The organism is Lederbergia citrea (assembly GCF_018343525.1).
In the GTDB taxonomy this organism is placed as follows: Bacteria; Bacillota; Bacilli; order Bacillales; family Bacillaceae_C; genus Lederbergia; species Lederbergia citrea.
In genome coordinates, this window is record NZ_JAGYPH010000001.1 from 536,359 (window position 1) to 560,603 (window position 24,245).

General features: G+C 38.8%; 27 protein-coding genes. 26 read left to right on the plus strand and 1 reads right to left on the minus strand.

All coding sequences use genetic code 11. The features are described from left to right. Positions 1-39 precede the first annotated feature (39 nt). From spoIIM to KHA88_RS02860, 15 genes are all read left to right on the plus strand, one after another. Positions 40-687, plus strand: coding sequence for a stage II sporulation protein M (gene spoIIM / locus KHA88_RS02790; protein WP_213121726.1), 648 nt, complete (start codon positions 40-42; stop codon positions 685-687). 129 nt (positions 688-816) lie between these two features. Then, positions 817-1,287 carry a ferric iron uptake transcriptional regulator gene (fur, locus tag KHA88_RS02795; protein WP_213097274.1) on the plus strand — a complete coding sequence of 157 codons (471 nt, stop codon included), beginning with the start codon at positions 817-819 and terminating at the stop codon, positions 1,285-1,287. A 382-nt stretch (positions 1,288-1,669) separates the two neighbouring features. Then, positions 1,670-1,897, plus strand: a complete 228-nt coding sequence (locus KHA88_RS02800) for a YqzK family protein (protein WP_213097273.1) — start codon at positions 1,670-1,672, stop codon at positions 1,895-1,897. Between the two features lie 6 nt (positions 1,898-1,903). After that, positions 1,904-2,797, plus strand: a complete 894-nt coding sequence (gene xerD, locus KHA88_RS02805) for a site-specific tyrosine recombinase XerD (RefSeq protein WP_213097272.1) — start codon at positions 1,904-1,906, stop codon at positions 2,795-2,797. Between the two features lie 147 nt (positions 2,798-2,944). Beyond that, positions 2,945-4,138: a phosphopentomutase gene (deoB, locus tag KHA88_RS02810; RefSeq protein WP_213121376.1), complete on the plus strand. Its 1,194-nt coding sequence runs from the start codon at positions 2,945-2,947 to the stop codon at positions 4,136-4,138. 5 nt (positions 4,139-4,143) lie between these two features. Beyond that, complete coding sequence (locus tag KHA88_RS02815) at positions 4,144-4,956, plus strand: purine-nucleoside phosphorylase (protein WP_213121377.1); 813 nt, start codon at positions 4,144-4,146, stop codon at positions 4,954-4,956. A gap of 141 nt (positions 4,957-5,097) precedes the next feature. Continuing rightward, positions 5,098-6,264, plus strand: a complete 1,167-nt coding sequence (locus KHA88_RS02820) for a D-alanyl-D-alanine carboxypeptidase family protein (protein ID WP_213121378.1) — start codon at positions 5,098-5,100, stop codon at positions 6,262-6,264. 106 nt (positions 6,265-6,370) lie between these two features. Continuing rightward, the gene (spoIIAA, locus tag KHA88_RS02825) at positions 6,371-6,721 is read left to right on the plus strand and encodes an anti-sigma F factor antagonist (protein WP_213121379.1); all 351 of its coding nucleotides are present in this window, start codon (positions 6,371-6,373) and stop codon (positions 6,719-6,721) included. Positions 6,722-6,724: 3 nt separating this feature from the next. Beyond that, entirely contained in the window at positions 6,725-7,165 is a 441-nt protein-coding gene (gene spoIIAB / locus KHA88_RS02830; RefSeq protein WP_213097267.1) for an anti-sigma F factor, read from the plus strand. A 12-nt stretch (positions 7,166-7,177) separates the two neighbouring features. After that, positions 7,178-7,936, plus strand: coding sequence for an RNA polymerase sporulation sigma factor SigF (sigF, locus tag KHA88_RS02835; protein WP_213097266.1), 759 nt, complete (start codon positions 7,178-7,180; stop codon positions 7,934-7,936). 132 nt (positions 7,937-8,068) lie between these two features. After that, a complete protein-coding gene (locus KHA88_RS02840; RefSeq protein WP_213097265.1) occupies positions 8,069-8,686 on the plus strand; it encodes a stage V sporulation protein AA in 618 nt (205 codons plus the stop codon). Continuing rightward, positions 8,676-9,098 carry a stage V sporulation protein AB gene (locus KHA88_RS02845; protein WP_213097264.1) on the plus strand — a complete coding sequence of 141 codons (423 nt, stop codon included), beginning with the start codon at positions 8,676-8,678 and terminating at the stop codon, positions 9,096-9,098. Before KHA88_RS02840 ends, KHA88_RS02845 begins: the two co-directional genes overlap by 11 nt. Before the next feature lie 27 nt (positions 9,099-9,125). Further along, positions 9,126-10,610, plus strand: a complete 1,485-nt coding sequence (locus KHA88_RS02850; RefSeq protein WP_213097263.1) for a spore germination protein — start codon at positions 9,126-9,128, stop codon at positions 10,608-10,610. A 163-nt stretch (positions 10,611-10,773) separates the two neighbouring features. After that, positions 10,774-12,099: a diaminopimelate decarboxylase gene (gene lysA / locus KHA88_RS02855; protein WP_213097262.1), complete on the plus strand. Its 1,326-nt coding sequence runs from the start codon at positions 10,774-10,776 to the stop codon at positions 12,097-12,099. 357 nt (positions 12,100-12,456) lie between these two features. Continuing rightward, positions 12,457-12,822, plus strand: a complete 366-nt coding sequence (locus KHA88_RS02860; RefSeq protein ID WP_213097260.1) for a GNAT family N-acetyltransferase — start codon at positions 12,457-12,459, stop codon at positions 12,820-12,822. Between the two features lie 47 nt (positions 12,823-12,869). Here the strand turns inward: KHA88_RS02860 and KHA88_RS02865 are convergent, their stop codons facing one another. After that, entirely contained in the window at positions 12,870-13,406 is a 537-nt protein-coding gene (locus tag KHA88_RS02865) for a DUF309 domain-containing protein (RefSeq protein ID WP_249305789.1), read from the minus strand. Between the two features lie 176 nt (positions 13,407-13,582). Between KHA88_RS02865 and KHA88_RS02870 the strand changes: the two genes are divergently transcribed. From KHA88_RS02870 to KHA88_RS02920, 11 genes are all read left to right on the plus strand, one after another. Next, entirely contained in the window at positions 13,583-14,341 is a 759-nt protein-coding gene (locus KHA88_RS02870; RefSeq protein ID WP_213097259.1) for a segregation/condensation protein A, read from the plus strand. Next, positions 14,334-14,918, plus strand: a complete 585-nt coding sequence (gene scpB, locus KHA88_RS02875; protein ID WP_213097258.1) for an SMC-Scp complex subunit ScpB — start codon at positions 14,334-14,336, stop codon at positions 14,916-14,918. The genes KHA88_RS02870 and scpB overlap by 8 nt, the downstream gene beginning before the upstream one ends. Before the next feature lie 114 nt (positions 14,919-15,032). Beyond that, the gene (locus tag KHA88_RS02880; protein WP_213097257.1) at positions 15,033-16,163 is read left to right on the plus strand and encodes a D-alanyl-D-alanine carboxypeptidase family protein; all 1,131 of its coding nucleotides are present in this window, start codon (positions 15,033-15,035) and stop codon (positions 16,161-16,163) included. Further along, a complete protein-coding gene (locus tag KHA88_RS02885; protein ID WP_213097256.1) occupies positions 16,156-16,749 on the plus strand; it encodes a nucleoside recognition domain-containing protein in 594 nt (197 codons plus the stop codon). The genes KHA88_RS02880 and KHA88_RS02885 overlap by 8 nt, the downstream gene beginning before the upstream one ends. A 2-nt stretch (positions 16,750-16,751) precedes the next feature. Further along, on the plus strand, positions 16,752-17,285 hold the full coding sequence (locus KHA88_RS02890) for a spore maturation protein (RefSeq protein ID WP_213097255.1): 534 nt from the start codon (positions 16,752-16,754) through the stop codon (positions 17,283-17,285). A gap of 117 nt (positions 17,286-17,402) precedes the next feature. Then, positions 17,403-18,146 carry a pseudouridine synthase gene (locus KHA88_RS02895; protein ID WP_213097254.1) on the plus strand — a complete coding sequence of 248 codons (744 nt, stop codon included), beginning with the start codon at positions 17,403-17,405 and terminating at the stop codon, positions 18,144-18,146. Positions 18,147-18,245: 99 nt separating this feature from the next. Next, entirely contained in the window at positions 18,246-18,779 is a 534-nt protein-coding gene (resA, locus tag KHA88_RS02900) for a thiol-disulfide oxidoreductase ResA (RefSeq protein ID WP_213097253.1), read from the plus strand. A gap of 15 nt (positions 18,780-18,794) precedes the next feature. Further along, positions 18,795-20,465, plus strand: coding sequence for a cytochrome c biogenesis protein ResB (gene resB / locus KHA88_RS02905; RefSeq protein ID WP_213097252.1), 1,671 nt, complete (start codon positions 18,795-18,797; stop codon positions 20,463-20,465). Beyond that, the gene (ccsB, locus tag KHA88_RS02910; protein ID WP_213097251.1) at positions 20,443-21,633 is read left to right on the plus strand and encodes a c-type cytochrome biogenesis protein CcsB; all 1,191 of its coding nucleotides are present in this window, start codon (positions 20,443-20,445) and stop codon (positions 21,631-21,633) included. Before resB ends, ccsB begins: the two co-directional genes overlap by 23 nt. Positions 21,634-21,733: 100 nt before the next feature. After that, positions 21,734-22,450, plus strand: a complete 717-nt coding sequence (locus tag KHA88_RS02915) for a response regulator transcription factor (protein ID WP_213097250.1) — start codon at positions 21,734-21,736, stop codon at positions 22,448-22,450. Then, a complete protein-coding gene (locus KHA88_RS02920; protein ID WP_213121380.1) occupies positions 22,447-24,219 on the plus strand; it encodes an ATP-binding protein in 1,773 nt (590 codons plus the stop codon). The genes KHA88_RS02915 and KHA88_RS02920 overlap by 4 nt, the downstream gene beginning before the upstream one ends. The last annotated feature ends 26 nt before the right edge of the window (positions 24,220-24,245 follow it).

Genomic DNA, 24,245 nt, shown 5'->3' on the forward strand with positions numbered 1-24,245 from the left:
CATATGATGTATCAATCGTGGGACAGGAGGAAGCAAATGATGCGTAATAGACTCTCTACTAACATAATCACTCGTCATTTCCAAGAATATTCTTCTATTTACACATTCATTATGGTGTTATTTTTAATGGGTGTAATTTTTGGAGCCATTATTGTAAATAGCTTATCGAGTCATCAAAAGGAAGATCTTTTTTACTATTTAAACCAGTTTTTCGGTCAAATTGGTGAAGGGAAGATGGTTCCTCCCGAAGAATTGTTAAAATTAAGCTTTATTCATAATGTGAAATTTGCGGGCTTGATATGGGTACTTGGTATATCTATTATCGGTTTTCCGCTTATTTTCATTTTATTATTTATTAAAGGAATTGTCGTGGGCTTTTCTGTAGGCTTTCTTGTAAATCAAATGGGCTGGAATGGCTTGCTGTTGTCATTCGTATCCTTGCTGCCACAAAATTTACTCATTATACCCGTTTTTATTTTTATTTCCGCCTGTTCCATCGGGTTATCCATGAAATTAATCAGGAAAATATTCATAAGGCAAAGTCTTCCCTTTCAGCTTGTTCCTGTTTTTGCCAGCTATTTTATGGTGTATATTGGTGCTATGGCCATCATAACTGTCGCAGCAAGTATAGAGGCATATATTGTCCCAGCGCTGATGAAATCAATACTTTCGACTATCGCTAAATAATGGTTGAATATTTAAAAAAACAACCTTTTATAAGGGGATAATCCTCTCTTTTTTATAATTATTTTAGTTTGATTATCCCTTCCTATCTGCTATAATATAGTGGATAGTGGCGAGGGAGGATACATACGTATGGAAAGTCGCATTGATCGAATTAAGAAACAACTGCATTCTGCCAGCTATAAGCTTACTCCCCAGCGTGAAGCCACGGTTCGGGTGTTACTTGAACATGAGGAAGATCACTTGAGTGCAGAGGATGTTTATCTCCTGGTTAAAGAAAAATCCCCCGAAATTGGCCTTGCAACTGTTTATCGAACATTAGAGCTTTTAACAGAATTAAAAGTGGTCGATAAAATCAATTTTGGCGATGGTGTATCCCGTTATGATTTAAGGCAGGAGGGCGCTGCACATTTTCATCATCATTTAGTTTGTATTGAATGTGGTGCAGTGGACGAAATACAGGATGATTTATTAGGGGATGTCGAAAAAATTGTCGAGCGTGACTGGAATTTTAAAATAAAAGATCACAGACTCACATTCCATGGCATCTGTTGGCGTTGTCACAAAAAATCGGATGAAAAAACTGAAAACGATAAACAATAAAAAGCCTTTTCCGCCTATACGGAAAAGGCTTTTATATTTTTGAATAAAATTAGACAAGCTGGGCATATGATGATAACAGGAAAAGCGGAAGGCGGCTGTTTAGGGGCGACAAGCACAAGGTGGCGCTGACAGAAGGCGTAGTTTGCCTTCAGAAGCGACTGACTTGTGACCTCGAGCCCCTGCCGCCTGGAGCTGGACAAAGAAAAGCGGAAGCGCCTGTTCAGCCCCGACAAGCAAATGTTCTGAGGCAAAAAAAGTCCGGTCTTGACTTTTATTGCCTCAGGTTATTTGACCTCGAGGGGCTAGGCGCTGGAGCTGGACAAAGAAAAGCGGAAGGCGCTGTTTAGCCCTTGGACAGTGAAAAGCAAAGGAATGATAACTAATGAGGAATCTAATAAAAGTATTCTTTGGGACAATTCGGCTGTTTTTGTTATTTGCGGGATGCACTATCCTCTTTTATTATGGTATCATGTGGATAAATCAGGAATATGAAAATTATCGGCGTTATGATGAGCCGGAAGGAAGCGCAGTTAAGGCATTTCAGCCAATCGAAAGTGGGGAAAACGGCTGGTTTGAGCGCTTGATGCTTTTTTATCGAAATGGAGAGTAATGTACAATGCGAGATCGGCTTCAGGATTTTATCCACTTTATGATTGTGGAAAAAGGATTGGCCAAAAATACGGTAGTATCCTATGAAAGAGACTTGAAGCATTATCTTCAATACTTGCAACAAGTAGAGCAGTTACAATCGCTGGACACTGTTTCCAGGATACACATTATACAATTTTTATCCTATTTAAAAGACCAGGGAAAGTCAGCTAAAACGCTTGCCCGTCATATTGCCTCAATTCGTTCATTCCATCAGTTTTTACTGCGTGAAAAAGCAGTTGAACAAGATCCGACGGTTCATATTGAGACACCGCAGCTCGAAAGAACATTACCAAAGGTTCTTAATTTCCAAGAAGTTGAATCATTATTGGAAACCCCCGATAAAACTACGCAATTTGGTATAAGGGATAGGGCGATGATTGAACTATTATACGCAACGGGAATTCGTGTAAGTGAACTTATTTCATTGGACATGGAAAACGTGCATTTAACAATGGGGTTCGTTCGTTGTATAGGGAAAGGAAATAAAGAGCGAATAATACCAATTGGCAATATTGCATCAAAAGCAATTGAAGAGTATTTACAAGAATCGCGTCCGAAATTAAGAAGCGCGAAATACAAGACTGAAGCATTGTTTCTTAATCATCACGGAAATCGTCTGACAAGACAAGGATTTTGGAAAATAATTAAAAAGTTGGCATCCGAAGCCAAGATTGAAAAAGAGCTTACCCCCCATACACTTCGCCATTCGTTTGCCACCCATTTACTTGAAAATGGAGCAGACCTCAGAGCAGTCCAGGAAATGCTTGGACATGCCGATATTTCAACGACTCAAATCTATACCCACGTCACAAAAACGAGGTTGAAAGATGTATACACAAAATATCATCCTAGGGCTTGAAGCGAATATCCGGGTCGGACATACTGTTTAACTGGCACAGTCTTATCCCGTACGAATGCTGATGGATCCGCCTCCGAGCGGGTTAGTTTTTTTCTGCCATCTAACGGGGTATGATACTCATATGCACATCAAAGAGGAGGCAACACAATGGAAAATTCAAGTTATAAAAGAATTCATTTAATAGTCCTAGACTCAGTGGGAATCGGGGAAGCTCCTGATGCCGCTTTATTTAATGACGAGGGTGCAGACACATTAGGACATATCGCAGAAAAGATGAACGGTCTGACTATGCCGAATATGGGGAAAATGGGCCTTTCAAATATTAAAGCAATAAAAGGGATTGAAAAAGCAGAAAACCCACTTGCTTACCATACAAAAATGCAAGAGACATCTAGAGGAAAAGATACGATGACTGGACATTGGGAGATCATGGGACTTGTTACAAGTCATCCATTCAAGGTCTTTCCTGATGGTTTTCCGGAACTACTGATTACACAGCTTGAACGGGCATCAGGTAGAAGTATTATTGGAAATATACCAGCTAGTGGAACAGAAATTCTCGATCGTTTAGGCGAGGAGCATATGAAGACAGGAGCGCTGATCGTTTACACATCTGCTGATTCTGTTTTGCAAATTGCTGCGCACGAAGATATAGTTCCTATTGAAGAACTTTATCGGATTTGTGAAGCGGCAAGGGAACTGACGCTGGTGGATGAATTTAAAGTTGGGCGCGTCATTGCCCGTCCGTTTATTGGAGAGCCGGGTAATTTCAAGCGGACTCCAAACCGTCATGACTATGCTCTCAAGCCTTTTAGCAGGACGGTCATGAATGAAATGAAAGATAATGGTTTCGATGTGATTGCTATAGGTAAAATCAACGATATTTATGATGGCGAAGGAATTACTGATGCTGTCAGGACCGTTTCTAATATGGATGGTATGGACAAATTGATCGATGTAGTAGACAGTGAATTCACGGGACTCAGCTTTGTGAATCTGGTTGATTTTGATGCCCTATATGGACATCGGAGAGATCCGGAAGGATACGGGAAGGCTTTGGAGGAATTTGATGAGAGGATTCCAGAACTGCTATCTAAAATGAAGGAAGATGACTTGCTCATCATTACAGCTGATCATGGAAATGACCCGGTTCATCCCGGCACTGACCATACAAGAGAGTTTGTACCTTTAATTGTTTACTCGAAGCGTTTTAATGGAGGGGGCGAGCTGCCTATTCGTAAAACGTTTGCTGATGTTGGGGCCACTATTGCAGAAAATTTCAAGATAAAATGGCAAGGGGAAGGGACAAGCTTTCTAGAAAACTTGCATATTAAGGAGTAGAACTCATGTTTGAAAAAATAGAAAAAGCAGCGACTTTTATAAAGGATAGATATAAAGGCAATCCTAAAATCGGCTTGATTCTTGGTTCGGGTCTTGGTGTTCTTGCAGATGAAATCGAGCAACCTGTAAAAATTCCATACGAAGACATCCCGGATTTTCCAGTTTCAACCGTTGAAGGCCATGCTGGACAGCTTGTATTAGGTGATTTAAATGGAAACGAAGTAATAGCCATGCAAGGAAGATTTCATTTTTATGAAGGCTATGATTTTTCCGAAGTAACATTTCCGGTCCGAGTGATGAAAGCACTTGGAGTGGAGACATTGATCGTGACAAACGCGGCCGGCGGAGTAAACGAACAATTTCAGCCTGGTGATTTAATGATCATTACCGACCATATAAACAATATGGGTGGGAATCCGCTAATTGGAGCAAATGACTCGCGGTTGGGGGCAAGATTTCCTGACATGTCAGAAGCTTATAGCAAAAAGCTGATTGGTCTTGCAAAAGAAACTGCCACCAAGCTCAATCTAACGATTCGTGAAGGAGTTTATTTCGGTAATCCAGGTCCGATGTACGAAACGCCTGCTGAAGTAAAAATGATTCGTCTCCTTGGTGGTGACTCAGTAGGTATGTCAACTGTTCCAGAAGTAACGGTTGCACGTCATTCCGGTATAGAGGTTCTCGGGATATCATGCATCTCTAATCTGGCAGCAGGAATGCTTGATCAGCCACTTTCGCATGATGAAGTAATTGAAACAACAGAGAAAGTACGAAGCGAATTTCTTCGCTTCGTAAAAGCGCTGGTTGCCGCTTTGTAAACATAAGAATGGACTAAAAAGCCGAAGATGAGAATCTTCGGCTTTTTTCTATTTTAGTTGGTATAAAAAATACTACCTGGGGGACAATGGGTCTATGGAAAACATTACCGTTTTTTGAATGATAAAATCGGAGGGGTTAATATGAAAAGATTAGTAGGTGCATTGATCAGTTTTTTTATGATGTTCACCTTGTTAGGCTCCCAGTCTGTATTTGCAGCGGAGAAACAAGCTGAGCTTTCAAATGATTCAAAATCAGCTATCTTAATTGAACGCGATACCGGAACAATTTTATACGATAAAAATAGTAACGAAAAGCTGCCTCCTGCCTCCATGACAAAGATCATGACAATGTTGCTCATTATGGAAGCACTAGATAGCGGAAAATTATCGTTAGAGGAAAAAGTCAGGACGAGTGAATATGCAGCTTCTATGGGTGGGTCACAAATATTCCTTGAGCCAGGCGAAGAAATGAAAGTGAAAGAAATGCTGTTAGCCATTTCAATCGGATCTGCCAATGATGCATCAGTTGCGATGGCGGAAAAAATTGCCGGAAGTGAAGAAGCTTTCGTAGATATGATGAATAAGAAAGCTGCATCACTCGGACTTAAGAATACCCATTTCAAGAACACAACCGGTTTAACGGCAAAAGACCATTATAGTACTGCACATGATATGGCGATGATGGCAAAAGAATTATTAAAACATGAGGAAATTACCGATTTTACGAAGATGTATGAATCCTATTTAAGAGAAAATACAGATAATAAGTTTTGGCTCGTTAATACGAATAAGCTTGTGAAGTTCTACCCCGGTGTCGATGGATTAAAAACAGGCTTTACAAGAGATGCCATGTATTGTTTAACTGCTACTGCGAAAAAAGATGGCATGCGAGTAATTGCAGTAGTATTCGGTGCCCCTACATCGAAGAGCAGAAATGCGCAAATAACAAAAATGCTCGATTTCTCTTTTTCCCAATACGCAACTCACCCGGTATATAAAAAAGGTGCAACACTTGGAAAAGTAAAAATAAGCAAAGGTAATATAAAAGATATAAAAGCGGTAACTGGGGAATCGGTGTCAGTTTTGACCAAAAAAGGAGAAAAACTTGATCAAATAACGAAAGAAGTAAAATTGAAGGATCATTTAAAGGCTCCGATTCATAAAGGTGAAGAAGTCGGTATGTTGATTATCAAAAAAGATGGGAAAGTCCTAGTGAAGACAGCACTTACTGCAGAAAAAAGTGTGAAGCGTGCCAGTTGGTGGGATTTATATAAACGATCATTCGGATTATTCACCCATTCCAAATAATTTTAAAAAAATTAGCGAATTAGTTCTAGTTTTGTCATGAGGAAGGAATTGGGACGATTGAAATAGAATTGACTCACTATACCTAAAAGCAAGGAGGCTAAGGATAGTGAGTCTATCAATTGATTTGGAAGTAATGCAAGATGTGTTATGCATTCGCCTGTCAGGTGAATTAGATCACCATGCGGCGGAAGAACTAAGAAGAAGAGTAACGGAATCGATTGAGAAAGATCAAATCCTTCATATCGTTTTAAATCTTGAAAAATTGACCTTCATGGATAGCTCTGGTTTAGGCGTAATACTTGGGAGATATAAACAAATAAAATTGAAACATGGCGAAATGGTTATATGCGCTATTACCCCTCCAGTAAAGAGACTCTTTGAATTGTCTGGGCTATTTAAAATAATGAGACTGGAACCATCAGAGCAGTTTGCTCTTGAAAGATTGGGGGTCGCCTAACAAATGAGAAATGAAATGCAAATTCAATTTAGTGCGCTCAGCCAAAATGAATCATTTGCCCGAGTTACTGTTGCCGCATTTATTGCACAGCTAGATCCTACACTCGATGAATTGACAGAAATTAAAACCGTAGTTTCAGAAGCTGTTACCAATGCGATTATTCATGGCTATGAGCAAAATCCTGCTGGTATCGTCTATATTTCAGCAGCAATCGAGAACGATATGATTGATCTAGTCATTAGGGATAATGGAGTTGGGATTAAGGATATAGAAGAGGCAAAACAACCGCTATTTACGACTAAGCCAGAGTTGGAAAGATCAGGTATGGGTTTTACAATTATGGAGAACTTTATGGATCAGTTAGAAGTGGAATCACACCAAGGTACAGGCACAACGATTCGTTTAATAAAATATTTAACGAAAAACAAAGCGTTATGCAATTAAGGAGCCGCGCCTATGGATGTGGAACTTAAGAAAGAGACGAAGCAAGGATTTTTAAAAGATGCTGAGGTAAAGGAATATATTAAAAGAAGCCAAGAGGGAGATCAAGAAGCGAGAGACATTCTGGTTGAGAGGAATGTACGGCTTGTGTGGTCTGTTGTCCAACGATTCTTAAATCGTGGATATGAGCCCGATGATCTTTTTCAAATTGGCAGTATTGGCTTATTGAAGTCCGTTGATAAATTTGATCTTTCTTATGACGTCAAATTTTCAACCTATGCGGTTCCGATGATTATTGGGGAGATACAACGGTTTATTCGTGATGATGGTACAGTGAAAGTAAGCAGATCTTTGAAAGAGCTTGGAAATCGAATAAGAAAAGCAAGAGATGAGCTTGCTAAAAGAGAAGGAAAAGTACCAACGGTCGCTGAAATAGCTAACTATCTCGATGTCCCTCAGGAAGATGTCATCATGGCCCAAGATGCCGGACGCTCACCTGCATCTATTCATGAAACAGTCTACGAAAATGATGGCGATCCAATCACATTAATCGATCAGATTGCAGATCAAAATGACCATAAATGGTTTGATAAAATAGCACTGGAGGAAGCGATTCGCGGTCTTGATGAACGTGAAAGATTAATTGTTTTTCTTCGGTATTATAAGGATCAAACTCAATCGGAAGTAGCTGAAAGACTCGGAATATCACAGGTTCAAGTTTCCCGGCTTGAAAAGAAAATATTGGAACAAATGAAAGAACACATGGATGCCTAGCGGTGTCCATGTGTTTTTTGTTTTTTTAATTTAGGAAAGTATCGGATGGATTGAAGTTAGGCATTCCGTATAAAAAAATCCCTCATGCTAAATAATATGTGATACACAATTGGAAATGCGGGAAGTGAAAAAATGACATTCACAGTCTATATTCGGATGCGCCAACGAGTGGAAACAAAACAAGGAGGCAAGATTACTCTTTCACAAGCTGCCCAGATTATCGCTGCTGATGAGGTTTTTGCTGTGCTCAAGGATATTGAGGTATATCAACTTAATCAATCGGATAATAACTTGGCGGTTCTAGATGTTATGAGTGTCATAAAAAAAATATACGAATATTTTCCTGAATCAGATATTCAAACAATCGGACCTAATCAAACCATTATTGAAATGATTAAAGAAAAGAAATCTCGCTATCCTTTGTTTATCGCTGTCTGGCTGCTGCTTTTTATCGGTGCTGGACTTGCCATCCTTAATTTTCATGAAGAAGTCAGCATGCAGGCAGTTCATCAAAGGCTCTACTGGATGATTACGGGGATTCATAATAAAAAGCCATTACTTCTTCAAATTCCATATTCATTCGGTATAGGACTTGGAATGGTATTATTTTTTAATCATATTTTCAAAAAAAGATTCAATGAAGAGCCAAGCCCACTGGAAATCGAAATGTTTAATTACCAGCAGGACCTAGACCGCTATGTAGCTATTAATGAAAACAAAGAGAGTGTTAGGCATTTGAATGGTGATTAAAAGTGTCGCTTTAATCGTCATTGGCTTGGCGGGAGGCTTAGCGGTTGGCAGTGGTTTTGTGGCTTTTTTAACCGTCTTGGGTATTATTCCTCGCTTAACTCAGCTAACGAAAACAGGAAATATGATTCGCTTTTATGAATGGGCGGTAATTTCCGGGGCAGTTGTTGCTGTATGGATTGGACTGAGAGATCTTTCATTTCATTTATTTACTTGGATAATGGTTCCTATTGGACTGTTTTGTGGAACTTTCGTCGGTATGCTTGCTGCGGCACTAACTGAAGTATTAAATGTAATGCCCATCCTATCAAAAAGAGTTGGGGTGGATGGAAAGATCTTAATGCTCTTAATGGCGATCGTGCTAGGGAAAATTTGTGGTTCATTGTTTCAATGGCTGTATTTCATTAATGATTAAAAATATTTTCTCGTGAAAGGAGGAAGCATGATGAAGAACAAAGATCTTTCCATTGAGAAAAGAATCGATAAAGACCTTGATAATCTTGAAAACTTTTTTAAAAAGAGGGTAGGACTAGGCACGAGCTTTGATATCGGACAGCGGAAATTAGTTATTTTGAAGAAAAGGGTAGATATTTATTACGTAAATGGTTTAACCGATTCGATTTATATTATCCAAATTATTAAAGAACTAGTGAATTTAAATAATAATGAAAAACCCACGAAAAAAATCTATGAGCTCATAGAAAACAGGCTCGTCCACGAATCCGTTGAGAAAGTGAACACATTGGATGAGATGGTCGATCAAGTGTTATCGGGTTTAATAGCCGTTGTTATAGAAGGAGAAGAAACTGCCTTAATCATCGATGTACGCAGCTACCCCGGAAGACAACCGGAAGAACCAGATACAGAAAAGGTTGTACGGGGCTCTAGAGATGGTTATGTAGAGAATATTGTCGTAAACACAGCATTAACACGAAGGAGAATTCGTGATGAAAGGCTAAGATTTGAAATTATTAAAGTAGGTGAAAGATCCAAGGCAGATGTTGCGATTGGATATATTGACGGCATCGCCAATCCCGATCTTATCGAAACGATTAAAAAAGAGCTGAAAGCAATCGATATCGACGGAATTACGATGGCAGACAAAACGATCGAGGAATTCGTTATGAAACAAGGATATAATCCGTATCCCCTTGTCCGGTATACAGAAAGGGCGGACGTAGGCTCAATTCATTTGTTGGAAGGACATGTCCTAATCTTTATCGATACCTCTCCAAGTGTCATTATTACTCCAACCACTTTCTTTCACCATGTACAGCATGCTGAAGAATATCGGCAGTCACCTGCTGTCGGTACATTTGTCCGCTGGACGAGGTTTTTGGGCATATGGGCTTCGATCTTCCTCTTGCCGCTATGGTTTCTTTTCGTCCTTGAACCGTCTATGCTGCCAGAAAAGCTTGCCTTTATAGGACCAAATAAAGAATCGGAAATCCCGTTAATCATTCAACTGCTATCGGCAGATCTTGGGGTAGAGTTTTTAAGAATTGCTGCTATTCATACGCCTACACCGCTTTCAACCGCTATGGGCTTAATCGCCGCAGTCCTCATTGGTCAGATTGCCGTCGATGTAGGTTTATTCAATTCTGAAGTTATCCTTTACATTTCACTAGCAGCTATCGGGACATTTTGTACACCAAGCTATGAATTGAGTGTGGCGAATAAAATGGTAAGAATGCTGCTGCTTATTTTAGTAGCGATATTCAAGGCTCCCGGCCTAATTATTGGAACTACGCTGTATATTCTTTTTCTTGCATGGTTACGCCCGCTAAATGCGCCTTATTTATGGCCTGTGTTGCCGTTTAACCCTGCAGCTTTCGTGCATATTTTAATTCGGCGTACAGTACCGGGAGCCAAGCTCCGACCAAGTATTGTACATCCGCGTGATAGGTTTCGTCAGCCGCCAAAATGATCAATAATCCATTGCAGAAAAAATTATAGTATGGTAAAGTTTATGAAACTTATCAGGAAGGCAACGTACTCGCCCTTCCGGTACGGCTAATGCTTTGAAAGCAATCGGTATGGATCCCGATTGCTTTATTATTAGTTGATATATGCATGTGGGAGGGAAAAAAATGCACTTATACGGTACAGCTGAAATCAATAAAAGTGGACATTTGGAAATTGGCGGGAAAGACACGATTGAACTTGTTGAAAAATATGGTACACCTTTATATGTTTACGATGTAGCCTTAATAAGGAAGAGAGCAAGAGCTTTTAAACAGACATTTGAAAAGCTTGGAATTAAAGCGCAAGTAGCATATGCAAGTAAAGCATTTTCAACCATTGCTATGCTTCAACTCATTAAGGAAGAAGGACTCTCACTTGACGTAGTATCGGGCGGAGAACTATTTACTGCGCTCAAGGCGGATTTCCCAGTTGAAAAGATCCATTTTCACGGTAATAACAAAAGTGAAGACGAGCTTGTTATGGCATTGGAGCACCGAGTAGGTTGTATTGTTGTGGACAATTTTCATGAATTGCATATGCTCCATCACCTCTGTCAGGAAAGACAACAAGTAGTAAATATCTTAATCCGCGTAACGCCCGGGATTGAAGCACACACTCATGATTATATTTTAACTGGGCAAGAAGATTCAAAGTTTGGCTTTGATTTACAAAACGGTCAAGCAGAAACGGCTCTACAATTGGCAGTAGAAAGCAAATTTTTAAATGTGTTAGGTCTTCATTGTCATATTGGTTCGCAAATTTTTGAAACTACGGGCTTTATTTTAGCTGCGAAGAAAATCCTTGAAAAAATGGCAGAATGGCAAACTTCATTAGGATTTACCCCGAAAGTATTAAATTTAGGTGGCGGATTTGGAATTCGTTATACTGATGAAGATACGCCTTTGGATCCCGCTCATTATGTTGAAGAAATGATTCAGGAAGTTAGAAAAGCAACAACAAGACTCTCCCTGCCTATGCCTGAAATCTGGATAGAACCGGGAAGATCACTTGTGGCAGATGCAGGTACAACCCTATATTCGATTGGGTCAAGTAAAGAAGTGCCCAACATAAGAAAATATGTAGCGGTCGATGGTGGAATGACAGATAATTTAAGGCCTGCTCTTTACGATGCAAAGTATGAAGCAATTTTGGCCAACCGCGCCAATGAAGAACCGAAAGATCTTGTTTCCATCGCAGGTAAGTGTTGTGAATCCGGCGATATGCTTATTTGGGATTTATCATTGCCAGACGTGGGTACTAACGATATATTAGCAGTGTTCTGTACAGGAGCATACGGTTATTCCATGGCCAATAATTATAACCGAATTCCTCGTCCACCTGTTGTCTTTGTTGAAAATGGACATGATCAATTAGTTGTACAACGTGAAACATACGAAGATTTACTTAGGCTTGATCTTCCTTTTACTGAAAAAACCCAGCACACTAGTTGATAGGCGCTGGATAATAGAAAAGCGTAAGCGCGCTTTTCTTACATATTTGCTAAATAAGTGAATAGTCGATACAATTATCTTTATAGGCAGCACATTTTATTAGAGTGTGCTTATGTTAGAGTAAGGGGTGTTCATGCTTTGCGTAATAGGAATATTACCTTATATATTTTGATCTTAACTGTAGCAATTATGTGGGGACTTGCTTATTGGCTTTTTATCGCGCCAAATCGTTAATCAGCATACAGTTGAATTTCTTTAAAAATCCGCAAGTGGCAACTGTTTTGAAAATGCCTTCAAAGGATGAAAAGCTGGATACCTAGCTCGCCTCCCGGAAAAAAGAAAAACGAGGGATCTATTATGTTAATTCGTTATAAGAAAGCCTATGAAAAGATTGCGATGGGCCTTCTCTCATTTATGCCGAATGAAAAAGACCTTAAAAAACTACAAACCACAATGAAAAATTATGAGTCAGAAAGTAGCTGGCAGCTTTTTCTATGGAAGGACGAAGATATCACGGGATTAATCGGTGTGGTTATACATGATGATCAAGTGGAAGTACAGCATATTTCTGTCAATCCATCCCACCGTCATGAAGGTATTGGGAAAAGTATGTTAAAATCTCTAAAACAGCTTCATGAAGATAAAACATTCATTCCGACTGAGTATACGGCAGCTTTTTTTGAAAAATGTAACTTTCTTAATGACGAAAGCTCGGATGAATAAATCATCCGAGCTTTATAGCGTCTAGCTCCAAGCATGCGCTTTTGTCATTATGCTAAAAGTAATTTTCTTTCTCTACTTTTTGCTTCTAGGGCAAATTTTCGTTCTGCAACAACATCTGAACGATCACGCATTTTATGCTTGTGAATAATGGATTGAGAAGTATGATCATCTATGTCTCCCCATTCATAACCTAGCTTTACACATTGCTCGACGCATAAATTGAGCAGCTCGCGGTTGTTAATTGGGAGGTTAATTGCCATATAAGGCATATTATTCATCATCTGTAATCTACTATTTTTCAATTTTGTTATTAAGTGTTGATGATTGATACCTAGTGTTTCTGTTTCTTGCTGTTTATATGTTAATAGGTGGACTGCTTTATCCATCATTTTAACCGCGCCTTTTTTATTTCCTCGACGGTAATGATAAAAGCTTACTGCAACTTGTATCAGCCCCACCCAGATTGAGTTTCGATGCATTCCGCAATTCTTCCAATGCTCTTCGAGAACTTCATGACATTCAAAATAATCTCTATCTCCATGGAAGTGAATTAAAAAGTTTATATATAGTGTAGGAAAACCCAAAGATGCTGCTCCTTTCTCTATATTAATAGTTGACTAAAGTATAATTATAACATATTTTTAAACGATGTTTGTGATGCCCTATCTATTTCCGGTTTTTCTTCATTTTCTGGTCGCGCTGTTATATGATAAGGAATGGACATTTTATAATGTAATTCAGTTGTGGAATTGGTGATTAAATGGAATACCAAGTAAAAATTGATGCTTTTGAAGGACCGCTAGACCTTTTATTACATCTCATCAATCGTCTCGAAATTGACATTTACGATATTCCGGTAGCGGAAATATCTGAACAGTATTTGATTTATATCAATGCAATGACGGAATTGGAGCTTGACGGAGCAAGCGAGTATTTAGTGATGGCTGCGACCTTGCTAGCTATAAAAAGCAAAATGCTTTTGCCTAAATATGACTATGATGATGAAATTGAAGAACATATATACGAGGAAGAAGATCCAAGAGATGAACTTGTTGAACAATTAATTGAATACAAAAAGTTTAAGGAAGCCGCACAAGCATTAAAACAAAAAGAGTTTGAGCGCGGTCAAATGTATACGAAGCCACCAAGCGATCTTTCGGCATATGCGGAGTCAACTCACTCTCTTCATGTTGATTTCAATGTATCTATATATGATATGCTTGGGGCTTATCATAAGCTAGTAAGAAGAAAAAAACTAAAAAAACCCATCTCTGCAAAAATTTCAAATCAAGAAATCTCTATTGATGATCGAATGACGGAAATTCTTCATGAACTACGTAATAATGAATCTAGATTTAGCTTTTATGAACTTTTTCCAAATGATGATAAACAACATATAGTAATCACATTTCTTGCTGTGCTTGAATTGATGAAGCGTAACGAGATTCATGTTGAACAAGAAGGCATTTTTGGAGAAATTTTTTTAACAGGAAGAAAGGAGTCGGGGGCTGTTGGTTGATTCTAAGTTAATCGGAATTCTTGAATGCTTACTATTTGCTGCAGGTGACGAAGGTTTATCACTGAAGCAAATATGTACAACCATGGAAATCGTTGAGGATGAAGCAATCATCTTGCTTGAACAGTTGAAATCTAATTATGATCAAGATACAAGCCGAGGAATTACTGTAACAATTCTTGCCGAAACATATCAACTTGCGACGAAACGAGATTTTGCAGATTATTTAAAAAGGCTTGTAGAAAGCCCTGGACCTTCTACATTATCACAAGCTGGCCTTGAAACTTTGGCAATCATTGCTTACAAACAGCCAATTACAAGGGTGGAGATTGAGGAAATACGGGGTGTAAAAACAGAACGGCCGCTTCAGACTTTGGTGGCAAAAGGATTAATTAAAGAAGCGGGTAGAGCAGAAGGAACCGGTAGAGCCAAGTTATATGGTACTACTAAAGAATTTTTGGATTATTTTGGCCTTAAATCTCTAGACGAACTTCCAGAACTTCCTAACACATTGAATGAAGATGATCCGCAAGATGATGCAGATTTATTTTTCTCATCATTTAAAGAGCAAATTGAATAGATGCTGCAAATAACTGTCGTATCCACGGCAGTTATTTTTTTATACATATCAGAATAACAGAAGCATAAACTTGTACAAACTGGTGCTGAAAATATGGAAACGGGGAGCGAGTGAATGATAGCAAAAAGAAAAATCGTCTTTATTAGCCTAGCTCTTACATTGCTGCTTGCGATCCTCTTGCCAAAGAGTACATATGCCTTTTCGGTGAGTTCTTCTGGAGCAGTATTGATGGAGCAAAATTCAGGAAGGGTATTGTATGAAAAAAATCCTCATGAAAAACGGCGGATTGCTTCGATAACAAAAATAATGACAGCCATAATCGCTATTGAGTCCGGAAAAATGAATGAAACTGTAAAAGTTAGCAAGGAAGCCGTTTATACAGAGGGTTCATCCATATACCTTCAGCCTGGTGAACGAATAAAGCTCGAGGATTTGGTCTATGGTTTAATGCTCCGATCTGGCAATGATGCTGCACGGGCTATTGCTGAGCATGTTGGTGGCAGTCTTGAAGGCTTTGTCTATATGATGAATCAGAAAGCAGAGGAATTGGGGATGTCCAATACAGTCTTTGCAAATCCACACGGCCTGGATGATCATAAAAATCATTATTCCACACCTTATGATATGGCATTATTAACCCGCTACGCAATGTTAAACGACACATATCGAACCATATCAGGCACAAAAGTTTATAAATTTTCTCGGGATAAGGGTCCCCAAAGTTGGACAAACAAAAACAGGCTTTTAACCGAAAAATATAAATACTGTACAGGTGGTAAAACGGGTTTTACAAAACGGGCCGGACGAACACTTGTCTCAACTGCAGCTAGGAACGGAACTGAGCTAATCGCTGTTACGCTCGATGGTTCTGATGATTGGGATGATCATATAGCGATGTATGAGCTTGGATTTAATTCATATCCAATCCACACTGTAATGAATGAAGGGCCGATTTCAATTAATCTTAAAGGTACTAAAAATAAGAATCTATATTTAAAGGAATCTATTTATTATCCCTTGTCAAAAGAAGAGGAAGATGAAGTTAGAATTGAATACAAATTATTGCAAGAAGAGAAATTAGCCAAGATTACAGAAGGGCAAGTTGGCATAGCCATTCTTTATTTTCACGATGAACCAATTAAACGGGTTCCAATCTATATGGAAAAAATCGAAAAAAAAGAAACTTGGTGGCAAAAGCTGCAAAATCTATTATTTGGCCAGACTGGTGTGATGCACAATGATTAACTATATTTGGATCGCGATGACAGTCATTGGTCTGGTGTTTGCAGCTGCCAACGGAAAAATGAAAGATGTAAACGAAGCAATCTTTCATTCGGCTAATGAAGCAGTCACGTTATGTATAGGACTAATTAGCATTCTCGTTTTTTGGCTTGGAATAATGAGAATAGCACAGGAAGCCGGTTTACTGGCAAAACTATCTACATTATTTAAACCATTAATAATAAAGTTGTTTCCGGAAGTTCCGGATGATCATCCCGCGATTGGATATATCTTATCAAATATTATCGCGAATATGTTTGGTTTAGGAAATGCTGCTACACCTCTTGGAATTAAAGCAATGGAGCAGTTGAAAGCACTTAATGGCGGGAAGTCCTCAGTGAGTAGATCCATGGTGACCTTTCTCGCCTTAAATACATCGGGATTTACGCTCATCCCCACGACAGTCATAGCCATCAGAATGAAATACAATTCATCATCGCCTACTGAAATTGTAGGTCCAACTTTAATTGCCACCGTTTGCGCTACAGTCGCAGCCATTATGATTGATCGGTTTTTTTACAAGCGCCGAATTAGAAAGGGCGTGAAATAATCGTGCAGCTCATTTCCACAATTTCGTTATGGATTGTCCCTGTAATTATTGGAACTATATTACTTTATAGTGCATGGAAGAAAATACCGGCATATGAACATTTTGTGGAAGGTGGAAAAGAGGGTATTAAAATTGCCGTCTCTATTATCCCATTTTTAGTTGGCATGCTTGTTGCGATAACCGTCTTTCGAACATCAGGAGCATTAGATTTCTTTATCCAATTTATAAGGCCGTTGCTAGAAGTTCTCGGTGTTCCCGCTGAAATTGTTCCATTAGCTTTGATTAGGCCTATTTCCGGGAATGCAGCTCTTGGGTTGATGAGTGATATCCTCTCTGTTCATGGCCCTGACTCTTTAATCGGCAGGCTTGCCTCCACCATCCAAGGGAGTACGGATACTACGTTTTATGTATTGACAGTTTACTTCGGAGCAGTGGGAATAAAAAAAATGGGCGATGCATTAAAAGTAGGTTTATTGGCAGATCTTGTCGGAATTTCTGCCGCAATTATTATCGTAACTTTAATGTTCAGTTCTTAATCTGGACATTTTTTTTTGTTTTCAAGGGAATTAAGAGTAATCTTCCTTTGATTTTCACTTGACATATGTAATAATTCATACAGTAAAAGCCTGATAATTATGATGAGGTGGAAATATATGGAACGTTTGCAGAAAGTAATTGCTTATGCTGGTGTAGCATCGCGTAGGAAGGCTGAAGAGCTAATCCTTGAAGGTAAAGTGAAAGTGAATGGCAAGATTGTGAAAGAATTGGGAGTGAAAGTTTCACCTTCAGACAAAGTTGAGGTAAATGGAATCCCTCTTGAGCAGGAAGAAAAGAGGTATTTTCTACTCTATAAACCAAGAGGAGTTATTTCAGCCGTTACAGATGATAAAGGGAGAAAAGTGGTAACGGACTTTTTCCCACATATCGGAGAACGGATTTATCCAATTGGCAGGCTAGACTATGATACTTCAGGACTGTTGATATTATCCAATGATGGCGAATTTACGAATTTACTTGCCCATCCTCGCTTTGGCGTCCAAAAGACGTATATTGCAAAAGTGGAAGGCATTCCGTTAAAAGAGTCGTTAAAAAAATTAGAACGAGGAATTCGCCTTGAAGATGGTAAGACTGCGCCTGCAAGGGTCAAACTTAAGTCATTGGATAAGCGAAAAGGTAATGCAATTGTAGAGATTGTTATCCACGAAGGGCGAAATCGACAAGTACGAAGAATGATGGAGGCAATTGGTCACCCTGTTATAAAACTTAAGCGAGAACAATACGGGACACTTAATTTGCATGGATTAAATGCTGGAGAATTCAGGGAATTAACGCCGCATGAAGTTAAACAGCTACGAACATTAGCTGAGACAGGAAAAGGCATGCACAGGCTAAAATAAAGTTTCACATAACCTTCAAAACAAACAGCCAAGCATGGGCCATTACGATGTTATAATAACTGTTATGTGGCTAAACCCTCGGGAGGTAAGAATAGAAGTATGTCTGATAAGAAAAAAAGGCGCTTAATGATAAGGACGATTATTTTGTCCATTATGGCTGCGGCTGTAGTGTACACATTATATGCCAATTTTACGAAAGAAAAGCATGCGAAAATTTCCGTTGGTGACAAGGCCCCAGATTTTGTCTTAACTGACATGGAAGGCAATAAACATAAATTATCTGATTACGAGGGTAAGGGAGTATTTTTAAATTTTTGGGCTACATATTGTGATCCTTGTAAAGATGAAATGCCTGATATGAACAATCAATATAAGACATATAAAGATCTAGGTGTCGAAATTTTAGCAGTCAACGTAGGAGAACCGGAATTTTTAATAAATAACTTTTTGCAAAAATATCCACTTGATTACCCAATCTTAAAAGATAAAACGAAAGACATTATGTCGATGTACAAGATTTATAATTTACCTGCTACATTCCTAGTCGATCCCGAAGGCAAAATCACAATGATCGAAGAAGGAAGATTATCTGAAGCAAAAATAAAAGGAATGATGGAGAGTATTAAACCTTAATAGGGGAGTTAATCAATGAAAGAAGTAAAATGTGTTTGTGGTCATGTAAATCCGATCGGCACGATTTTATGTGAAGCATGTGGAAGGGCATTAACGGAAGAAGCAAAACAAGAAAGCCTGCATGATATGCGCTATGAAGGAAGTGCCCGTAGATCACAAACTTATAATAAAAGATATATAGATAAAATATGGAACTTTTTCTCATCTGTTAAAGTAGGCGTGTGGTTAATTGTTATTACATTGATTGCATCTGCACTTGGAACGATATTGCCTCAAGTGATGTATATTCCACAAAATATTCCACCTGCAGATTACTATGCCGAACAGTATGGTATCTTCGGAAAGATATATTATTTACTAGGTTTTCATGATTTATATAGTTCGTGGTGGTATTTATTAATGATTGCCTCCATTGGAATATCTCTCGTTATTTGCAGTCTGGACCGAGTAATTCCGTTATACAGGGCATTAAAGAATCAGCGGGTTAGCCGCCATGAAAGTTTTTTGATGAGACAACGATTATTTAACCGAATCGCCAGCACTGAACAGACAATACAAGATTTTGATATCGTCAAGAAACGTCTTAAAGAAAAAAGATATAAAATCAGTGAAGAAAATGGAAATATTCTTGCAGAAAAAGGACGTTTTTCCCGTTGGGGCCCTTATGTAAATCATATCGGACTTATTATCTTTCTTATTGGCGGTATGCTGAGGTTTGTCCCTGGCATGTATGTAGATGAGGTATTATGGCTGCGTGAAGGGGAAATCAAAACAATTCCAGGAACTCATAAAGAATATGTATTAGAAAATAAAAAATTCACAATGGAATTATATGATAAGGAAAAAGATAAAGAAGTGTATGGTGCTGCTCTTGATAGAATCGGTTCGGTCGTTAAAAGCTTCCAGTCCGATGTTGTTCTCTATAAGCGTGATCCTGAAAGCACGATCGGTGATAATGAGAATCTTATCAAGGAGAAGGAAGCCAAAATTCGCGTCAATGAACCTTTGAAGTTTGATAACTATGCCATCTATCAAGTCGACTATAAACTAGATGAATTTAAAACGATGACTTTCAATTTCTTAGAGAAAGCAACGGATGAAATAAAAGGAGAAGTAACGATTGATTTATTTGATCCTCAGCAGGAATATGATCTTGAAAATGGGTACAAGCTTGAATTATTAGGCTATTATCCTGATTTCTCAGGTTTTGCTAAAAGCGGTGAACCACTAACAGATTCAGCCGTACCTAATAATCCAGCTTTTTTATTTAATATGATATCACCGGAACATCCGGATGGCGAAAAAAGCTTTGCTGCAATACGGCAAACGGTTGAGCCGCTCGGTGAAACTGATTATAAGATGGCTTTTAAAGATATATCCACTCGTAATGCAACAGCGCTTACTGTGAGGAAGGATTTAACATTATGGATTCTTGCCATCGGCGGAGCTATTTTCATGATTGGTGTGATCCAAGGTTCGTATTGGAATCACCGAAGAATATGGCTGCAAAACGTTAATGGCAATATTTTAATTGCTGGTCATACGAATAAAAACTGGCATAGTTTAAGAAATGAAATTATGTACATCGTAAAAGATACGTCAATTCCTGTTACGATTGACCAGCAAGAGGAGAAAAAAAACGTCAAAGAAAGTGGGAAAACCGATGACGGATCTAGTAAAGATTAGCGGAAATTTTTTAGAAGTTTCATTTATTCTATATTTGATTGCGACACTATTTTTCGGCGGCGGTATTCGGGAGAAAAGAAGTCGTGAAAAACAGGCCGGGCCTAACAGGTGGTCAAAAATTGCTATTACCTTGACGATACTTGGTTTTATATCTCAGCTAGCATACTTTATTACACGCTGGATAGCCGGCGGTCATGCACCAGTTAGTAATATGTTTGAATTCACTACCTTTTTTGGAATGATGCTTGTTGGTGCTTTCATCATTATTTATTTCATTTACAAATTAAACGTACTTGGACTGTTTGCCCTAATTGTATCTATGTTGATGATTGCATTTGCCAGTATGTTTCCGAGTGAAATTAGTCCTCTCATCCCTTCACTTAAAAGCCATTGGCTTTATATACATGTAACAACGGTAGCAGCTGGACAGGCTATCCTAGCTTTAAGCTTCGTTGCGGGAATAATGTATTTGCTGAAATCTGTTGATACAAAAGCTAAGGATAAACGGGCTTTTTGGCTGGAAGCGATTATGTATACCCTTGTCTTAACGGTCGGATTTATTGTAATTTCTGTCTCGTTTTCAGTTGCAGGATACAACGCGGATTTTAACTGGATAAATAAAGAAGGACAAGAAAGACTCGCATCCTACCATCTTCCGGCAATTGTCGGGCCTCATGAAGGCGAACTGATGACGGAAGGTAAAATGGAGCCGATCGCAAGTATGCCAGCCATTATTAACGCACAAAAACTGAACACAGTTATTTGGAGTTTGTTAACCGGGTCTACTCTTTATTTACTATTTAGACTTATTTTTAGAAGGCGAATCAGCACAGCTTTGCAGCCAGTTGTGAAAAAAGTAAATTTGGATTTAGTGGACGAGATTGGATATCGTTCCGTGTTGATTGGTTTTCCAGTATTTACCCTTGGTGGCCTAATCTTTGCCATGATTTGGGCGCAAATCGCCTGGACGCGCTTTTGGGGCTGGGATCCTAAGGAAGTGTGGGCTCTTATTACGTTTTTATTCTATGCGGCATTCCTTCATCTAAGACTTTCAAGGGGCTGGCATGGAGAAAAATCGGCTTGGCTTGCCGTTGTCGGATTTGCCATTATTATGTTCAACTTAGTTGCTGTAAACCTGATTTTAGCCGGGTTACATTCATATGCTTAACGAGAAGCATGGTTCAACCTATAATCTAAGCCCTCACTCTTTAGGTGCGGGCTCCTTTCTTATACAATGTAGACAGATGAAAATTTAAGGGGGATTGTAAATGGAACAACAAATCAAAATTCTTGTCGTAGATGATGAAGATCGAATTCGTAGATTGCTTAGAATGTATTTAGAGAGAGAAAATTATGTAATCGACGAAGCTGCAGATGGCGAGGAAGCATTAGAGCTAGCCTTAAACAATGATTACAGTTGTATATTACTCGATTTAATGATGCCTGGTAAAGATGGAATAGAAGTATGTAAAGAACTGCGCGAAGAGAAAGCCACGCCTGTCATCATGCTGACCGCAAAGGGAGAAGAAGCTAACAGAGTCCAAGGATTTGAAGTGGGTACCGATGATTATATCGTTAAGCCGTTCAGTCCAAGAGAAGTGGTTCTTCGTGTGAAAGCGTTACTTAGAAGATCATCTCAAACAGGGTATTTACAGTCAGGTGCTTCAGCAAGAGATATTATTGTTTATCCACATCTTTCCATTGATCACGATGCTCACCGGGTAACTGCTGATGGCAAAGAAGTTAATCTAACACCTAAGGAATACGAATTGCTTCATTTTTTAGCGAAATCACCTGATAAGGTTTTCGATCGTGAACATCTTTTAAAAGAAGTTTGGCAATATGAATTCTTTGGAGATTTGAGAACAGTTGATACCCATGTTAAAAGACTGCGTGAAAAATTAAACCGCGTCTCAGATAAGGCTGCCGGAATGATTGTAACGGTCTGGGGAGTTGGGTATAAGTTCGAGGTAGGTCATGAATGAGGCTATGGCGTAGTGTAGTAGGGAAGCTCTGGATAACAATCCTCCTCCTCGTATCCTTCGTTCTAATCATTTTAACGATGCTGCTATTAGAGTTTTTTGATAAATATCATGTAAATCAAATAGAACAAGGCTTGGCCGAACAAGCAAAAAAAATATCCGGTATCATCGAAGCCCATGCAAATGACAGTCTTGGAGAGAAGATTGTTTTTGAGATAGTGGATGACCCTGTTGGTGTTGCCATTGCCTATAATAAAGAGAACTTTTTATTTTCACCAGATGCAGCTTTGCAAGGCTGGATACCCGCTGAAGTTTTTTTAAATGATAAGGATTTATCAAAAGTGTTTTCAGAAAGAGCAACCATTCGAAAAGAATTATCACTTACCGATACAGGTAGGAGAGGCAGCCGATATGAAAATTTCATCGTGGCAGGTGTTCCTCTAGAAGTTAAGGACGGTCAAAAAGGTGCAATTTTCATTTACCAATCACTTGCTGTATTGAAGGACACAACTCAAAAAACAACAAGGCTTATATTACTTGCTGCCGGAATTGCCATTATATTAACGACTATTTTTGCTTTCTTTCTATCGACTCGAATTACTTCTCCATTAAGAAAAATGAAAGAAGCTGCATTCGAAGTTTCGAAAGGGAAATTCGATACGAAGGTTCCATTTTTCAGTCATGATGAAATTGGAGAATTAGCCATTGCCTTTAATCAAATGGGTAAAAGACTAAAAATAAATATGAATGTATTAAGTCAAGAAAAAGAACAGCTAAAAAGTATTTTGAGTAGTATGGCGGATGGTGTTATGACTTTTAGTCAAGATGGTTCCATTCTAATTACGAATCCTCCGGCAGAACGCTTTTTACAACAATGGCATTACGAGAGTGAAGAAGACATTGCGGTACCAACTGAGTTAGCTGAACTCCTTTCTTTGGCGATTGAAACGGAAACTGAGCAGATTGGAGAGCTAAAGCTTCAAGGCCGCTATTATGTAATTATCATTAGTCCTTTATATACTCAAAATCAAGAAAGCGTGCGTGGTGCAGTCGCTGTTGTCCGGGATATGACTGAAGAGAGACGTCTTGATAAACTGCGGATTGACTTTGTCTCCAATGTTTCACATGAACTTAGGACACCGATTTCCATGTTACAAGGATATAGTGAAGCGATCATTGATGATATAGCTGAGTCAGAAAAAGAGAAGAAGGAACTCGCAAAAATTATTTATGATGAATCGCTCCGCATTGGCCGTCTTGTTAATGAGCTGTTGGATTTGGCAAGGATGGAAGCAGGCCACATTGCCCTTAATTATGAAGAAATAGATATTGAATCATTTATTAATCGAATAAAGTATAAATTTGGTGGGCTTGCGCGAGATCATAATGTAATGATTGAAAGTCGTATTGATTCTAGTGGACTTACTTTTAAAATGGATCCAGATAGAATTGAGCAAGTTTTGACAAACTTAATTGATAATGCGATCAGGCATACAAAAGAAAAAGGCTCCATCATGATTACACAAACAAAAAATGCAAAAGGTATCACTATTTCTGTTCAAGACGATGGAACGGGGATACCAGAGGAAGATCTCCCTTTTGTATTTGAACGCTTTTATAAAGCTGATAAAGCGCGTACGAGGGGAAGGGCTGGTACAGGCTTAGGTCTAGCTATCGCAAAAAATATTATTGATGCCCACAATGGTGAGATTTCGGTTCAAAGTAAACTAGGGCAAGGAACAACCTTTTCCTTCTTCTTGCCTGAAATATAGTGGAAATATGTTGAAAGTTGGCATGT

What these genes read in the sequence shown, in the direction of transcription:
- spoIIM (WP_213121726.1), top strand. Translation starts at nt 40, where the DNA reads ATGCGTAATAGACTCTCTACTAACATAATCACTCGTCATTTCCAAGAA.
- fur (WP_213097274.1), top strand. Translation starts at nt 817, where the DNA reads ATGGAAAGTCGCATTGATCGAATTAAGAAACAACTGCATTCTGCCAGC.
- KHA88_RS02800 (WP_213097273.1), top strand. Translation starts at nt 1,670, where the DNA reads ATGAGGAATCTAATAAAAGTATTCTTTGGGACAATTCGGCTGTTTTTG.
- xerD (WP_213097272.1), top strand. Translation starts at nt 1,904, where the DNA reads ATGCGAGATCGGCTTCAGGATTTTATCCACTTTATGATTGTGGAAAAA.
- deoB (WP_213121376.1), top strand. Translation starts at nt 2,945, where the DNA reads ATGGAAAATTCAAGTTATAAAAGAATTCATTTAATAGTCCTAGACTCA.
- KHA88_RS02815 (WP_213121377.1), top strand. Translation starts at nt 4,144, where the DNA reads ATGTTTGAAAAAATAGAAAAAGCAGCGACTTTTATAAAGGATAGATAT.
- KHA88_RS02820 (WP_213121378.1), top strand. Translation starts at nt 5,098, where the DNA reads ATGAAAAGATTAGTAGGTGCATTGATCAGTTTTTTTATGATGTTCACC.
- spoIIAB (WP_213097267.1), top strand. Translation starts at nt 6,725, where the DNA reads ATGAGAAATGAAATGCAAATTCAATTTAGTGCGCTCAGCCAAAATGAA.
- sigF (WP_213097266.1), top strand. Translation starts at nt 7,178, where the DNA reads ATGGATGTGGAACTTAAGAAAGAGACGAAGCAAGGATTTTTAAAAGAT.
- KHA88_RS02840 (WP_213097265.1), top strand. Translation starts at nt 8,069, where the DNA reads ATGACATTCACAGTCTATATTCGGATGCGCCAACGAGTGGAAACAAAA.
- KHA88_RS02845 (WP_213097264.1), top strand. Translation starts at nt 8,676, where the DNA reads ATGGTGATTAAAAGTGTCGCTTTAATCGTCATTGGCTTGGCGGGAGGC.
- KHA88_RS02850 (WP_213097263.1), top strand. Translation starts at nt 9,126, where the DNA reads ATGATGAAGAACAAAGATCTTTCCATTGAGAAAAGAATCGATAAAGAC.
- lysA (WP_213097262.1), top strand. Translation starts at nt 10,774, where the DNA reads ATGCACTTATACGGTACAGCTGAAATCAATAAAAGTGGACATTTGGAA.
- KHA88_RS02860 (WP_213097260.1), top strand. Translation starts at nt 12,457, where the DNA reads ATGTTAATTCGTTATAAGAAAGCCTATGAAAAGATTGCGATGGGCCTT.
- KHA88_RS02870 (WP_213097259.1), top strand. Translation starts at nt 13,583, where the DNA reads ATGGAATACCAAGTAAAAATTGATGCTTTTGAAGGACCGCTAGACCTT.
- KHA88_RS02880 (WP_213097257.1), top strand. Translation starts at nt 15,033, where the DNA reads ATGATAGCAAAAAGAAAAATCGTCTTTATTAGCCTAGCTCTTACATTG.
- KHA88_RS02885 (WP_213097256.1), top strand. Translation starts at nt 16,156, where the DNA reads ATGATTAACTATATTTGGATCGCGATGACAGTCATTGGTCTGGTGTTT.
- KHA88_RS02895 (WP_213097254.1), top strand. Translation starts at nt 17,403, where the DNA reads ATGGAACGTTTGCAGAAAGTAATTGCTTATGCTGGTGTAGCATCGCGT.
- resA (WP_213097253.1), top strand. Translation starts at nt 18,246, where the DNA reads ATGTCTGATAAGAAAAAAAGGCGCTTAATGATAAGGACGATTATTTTG.
- resB (WP_213097252.1), top strand. Translation starts at nt 18,795, where the DNA reads ATGAAAGAAGTAAAATGTGTTTGTGGTCATGTAAATCCGATCGGCACG.
- ccsB (WP_213097251.1), top strand. Translation starts at nt 20,443, where the DNA reads ATGACGGATCTAGTAAAGATTAGCGGAAATTTTTTAGAAGTTTCATTT.
- KHA88_RS02915 (WP_213097250.1), top strand. Translation starts at nt 21,734, where the DNA reads ATGGAACAACAAATCAAAATTCTTGTCGTAGATGATGAAGATCGAATT.
- KHA88_RS02920 (WP_213121380.1), top strand. Translation starts at nt 22,447, where the DNA reads ATGAGGCTATGGCGTAGTGTAGTAGGGAAGCTCTGGATAACAATCCTC.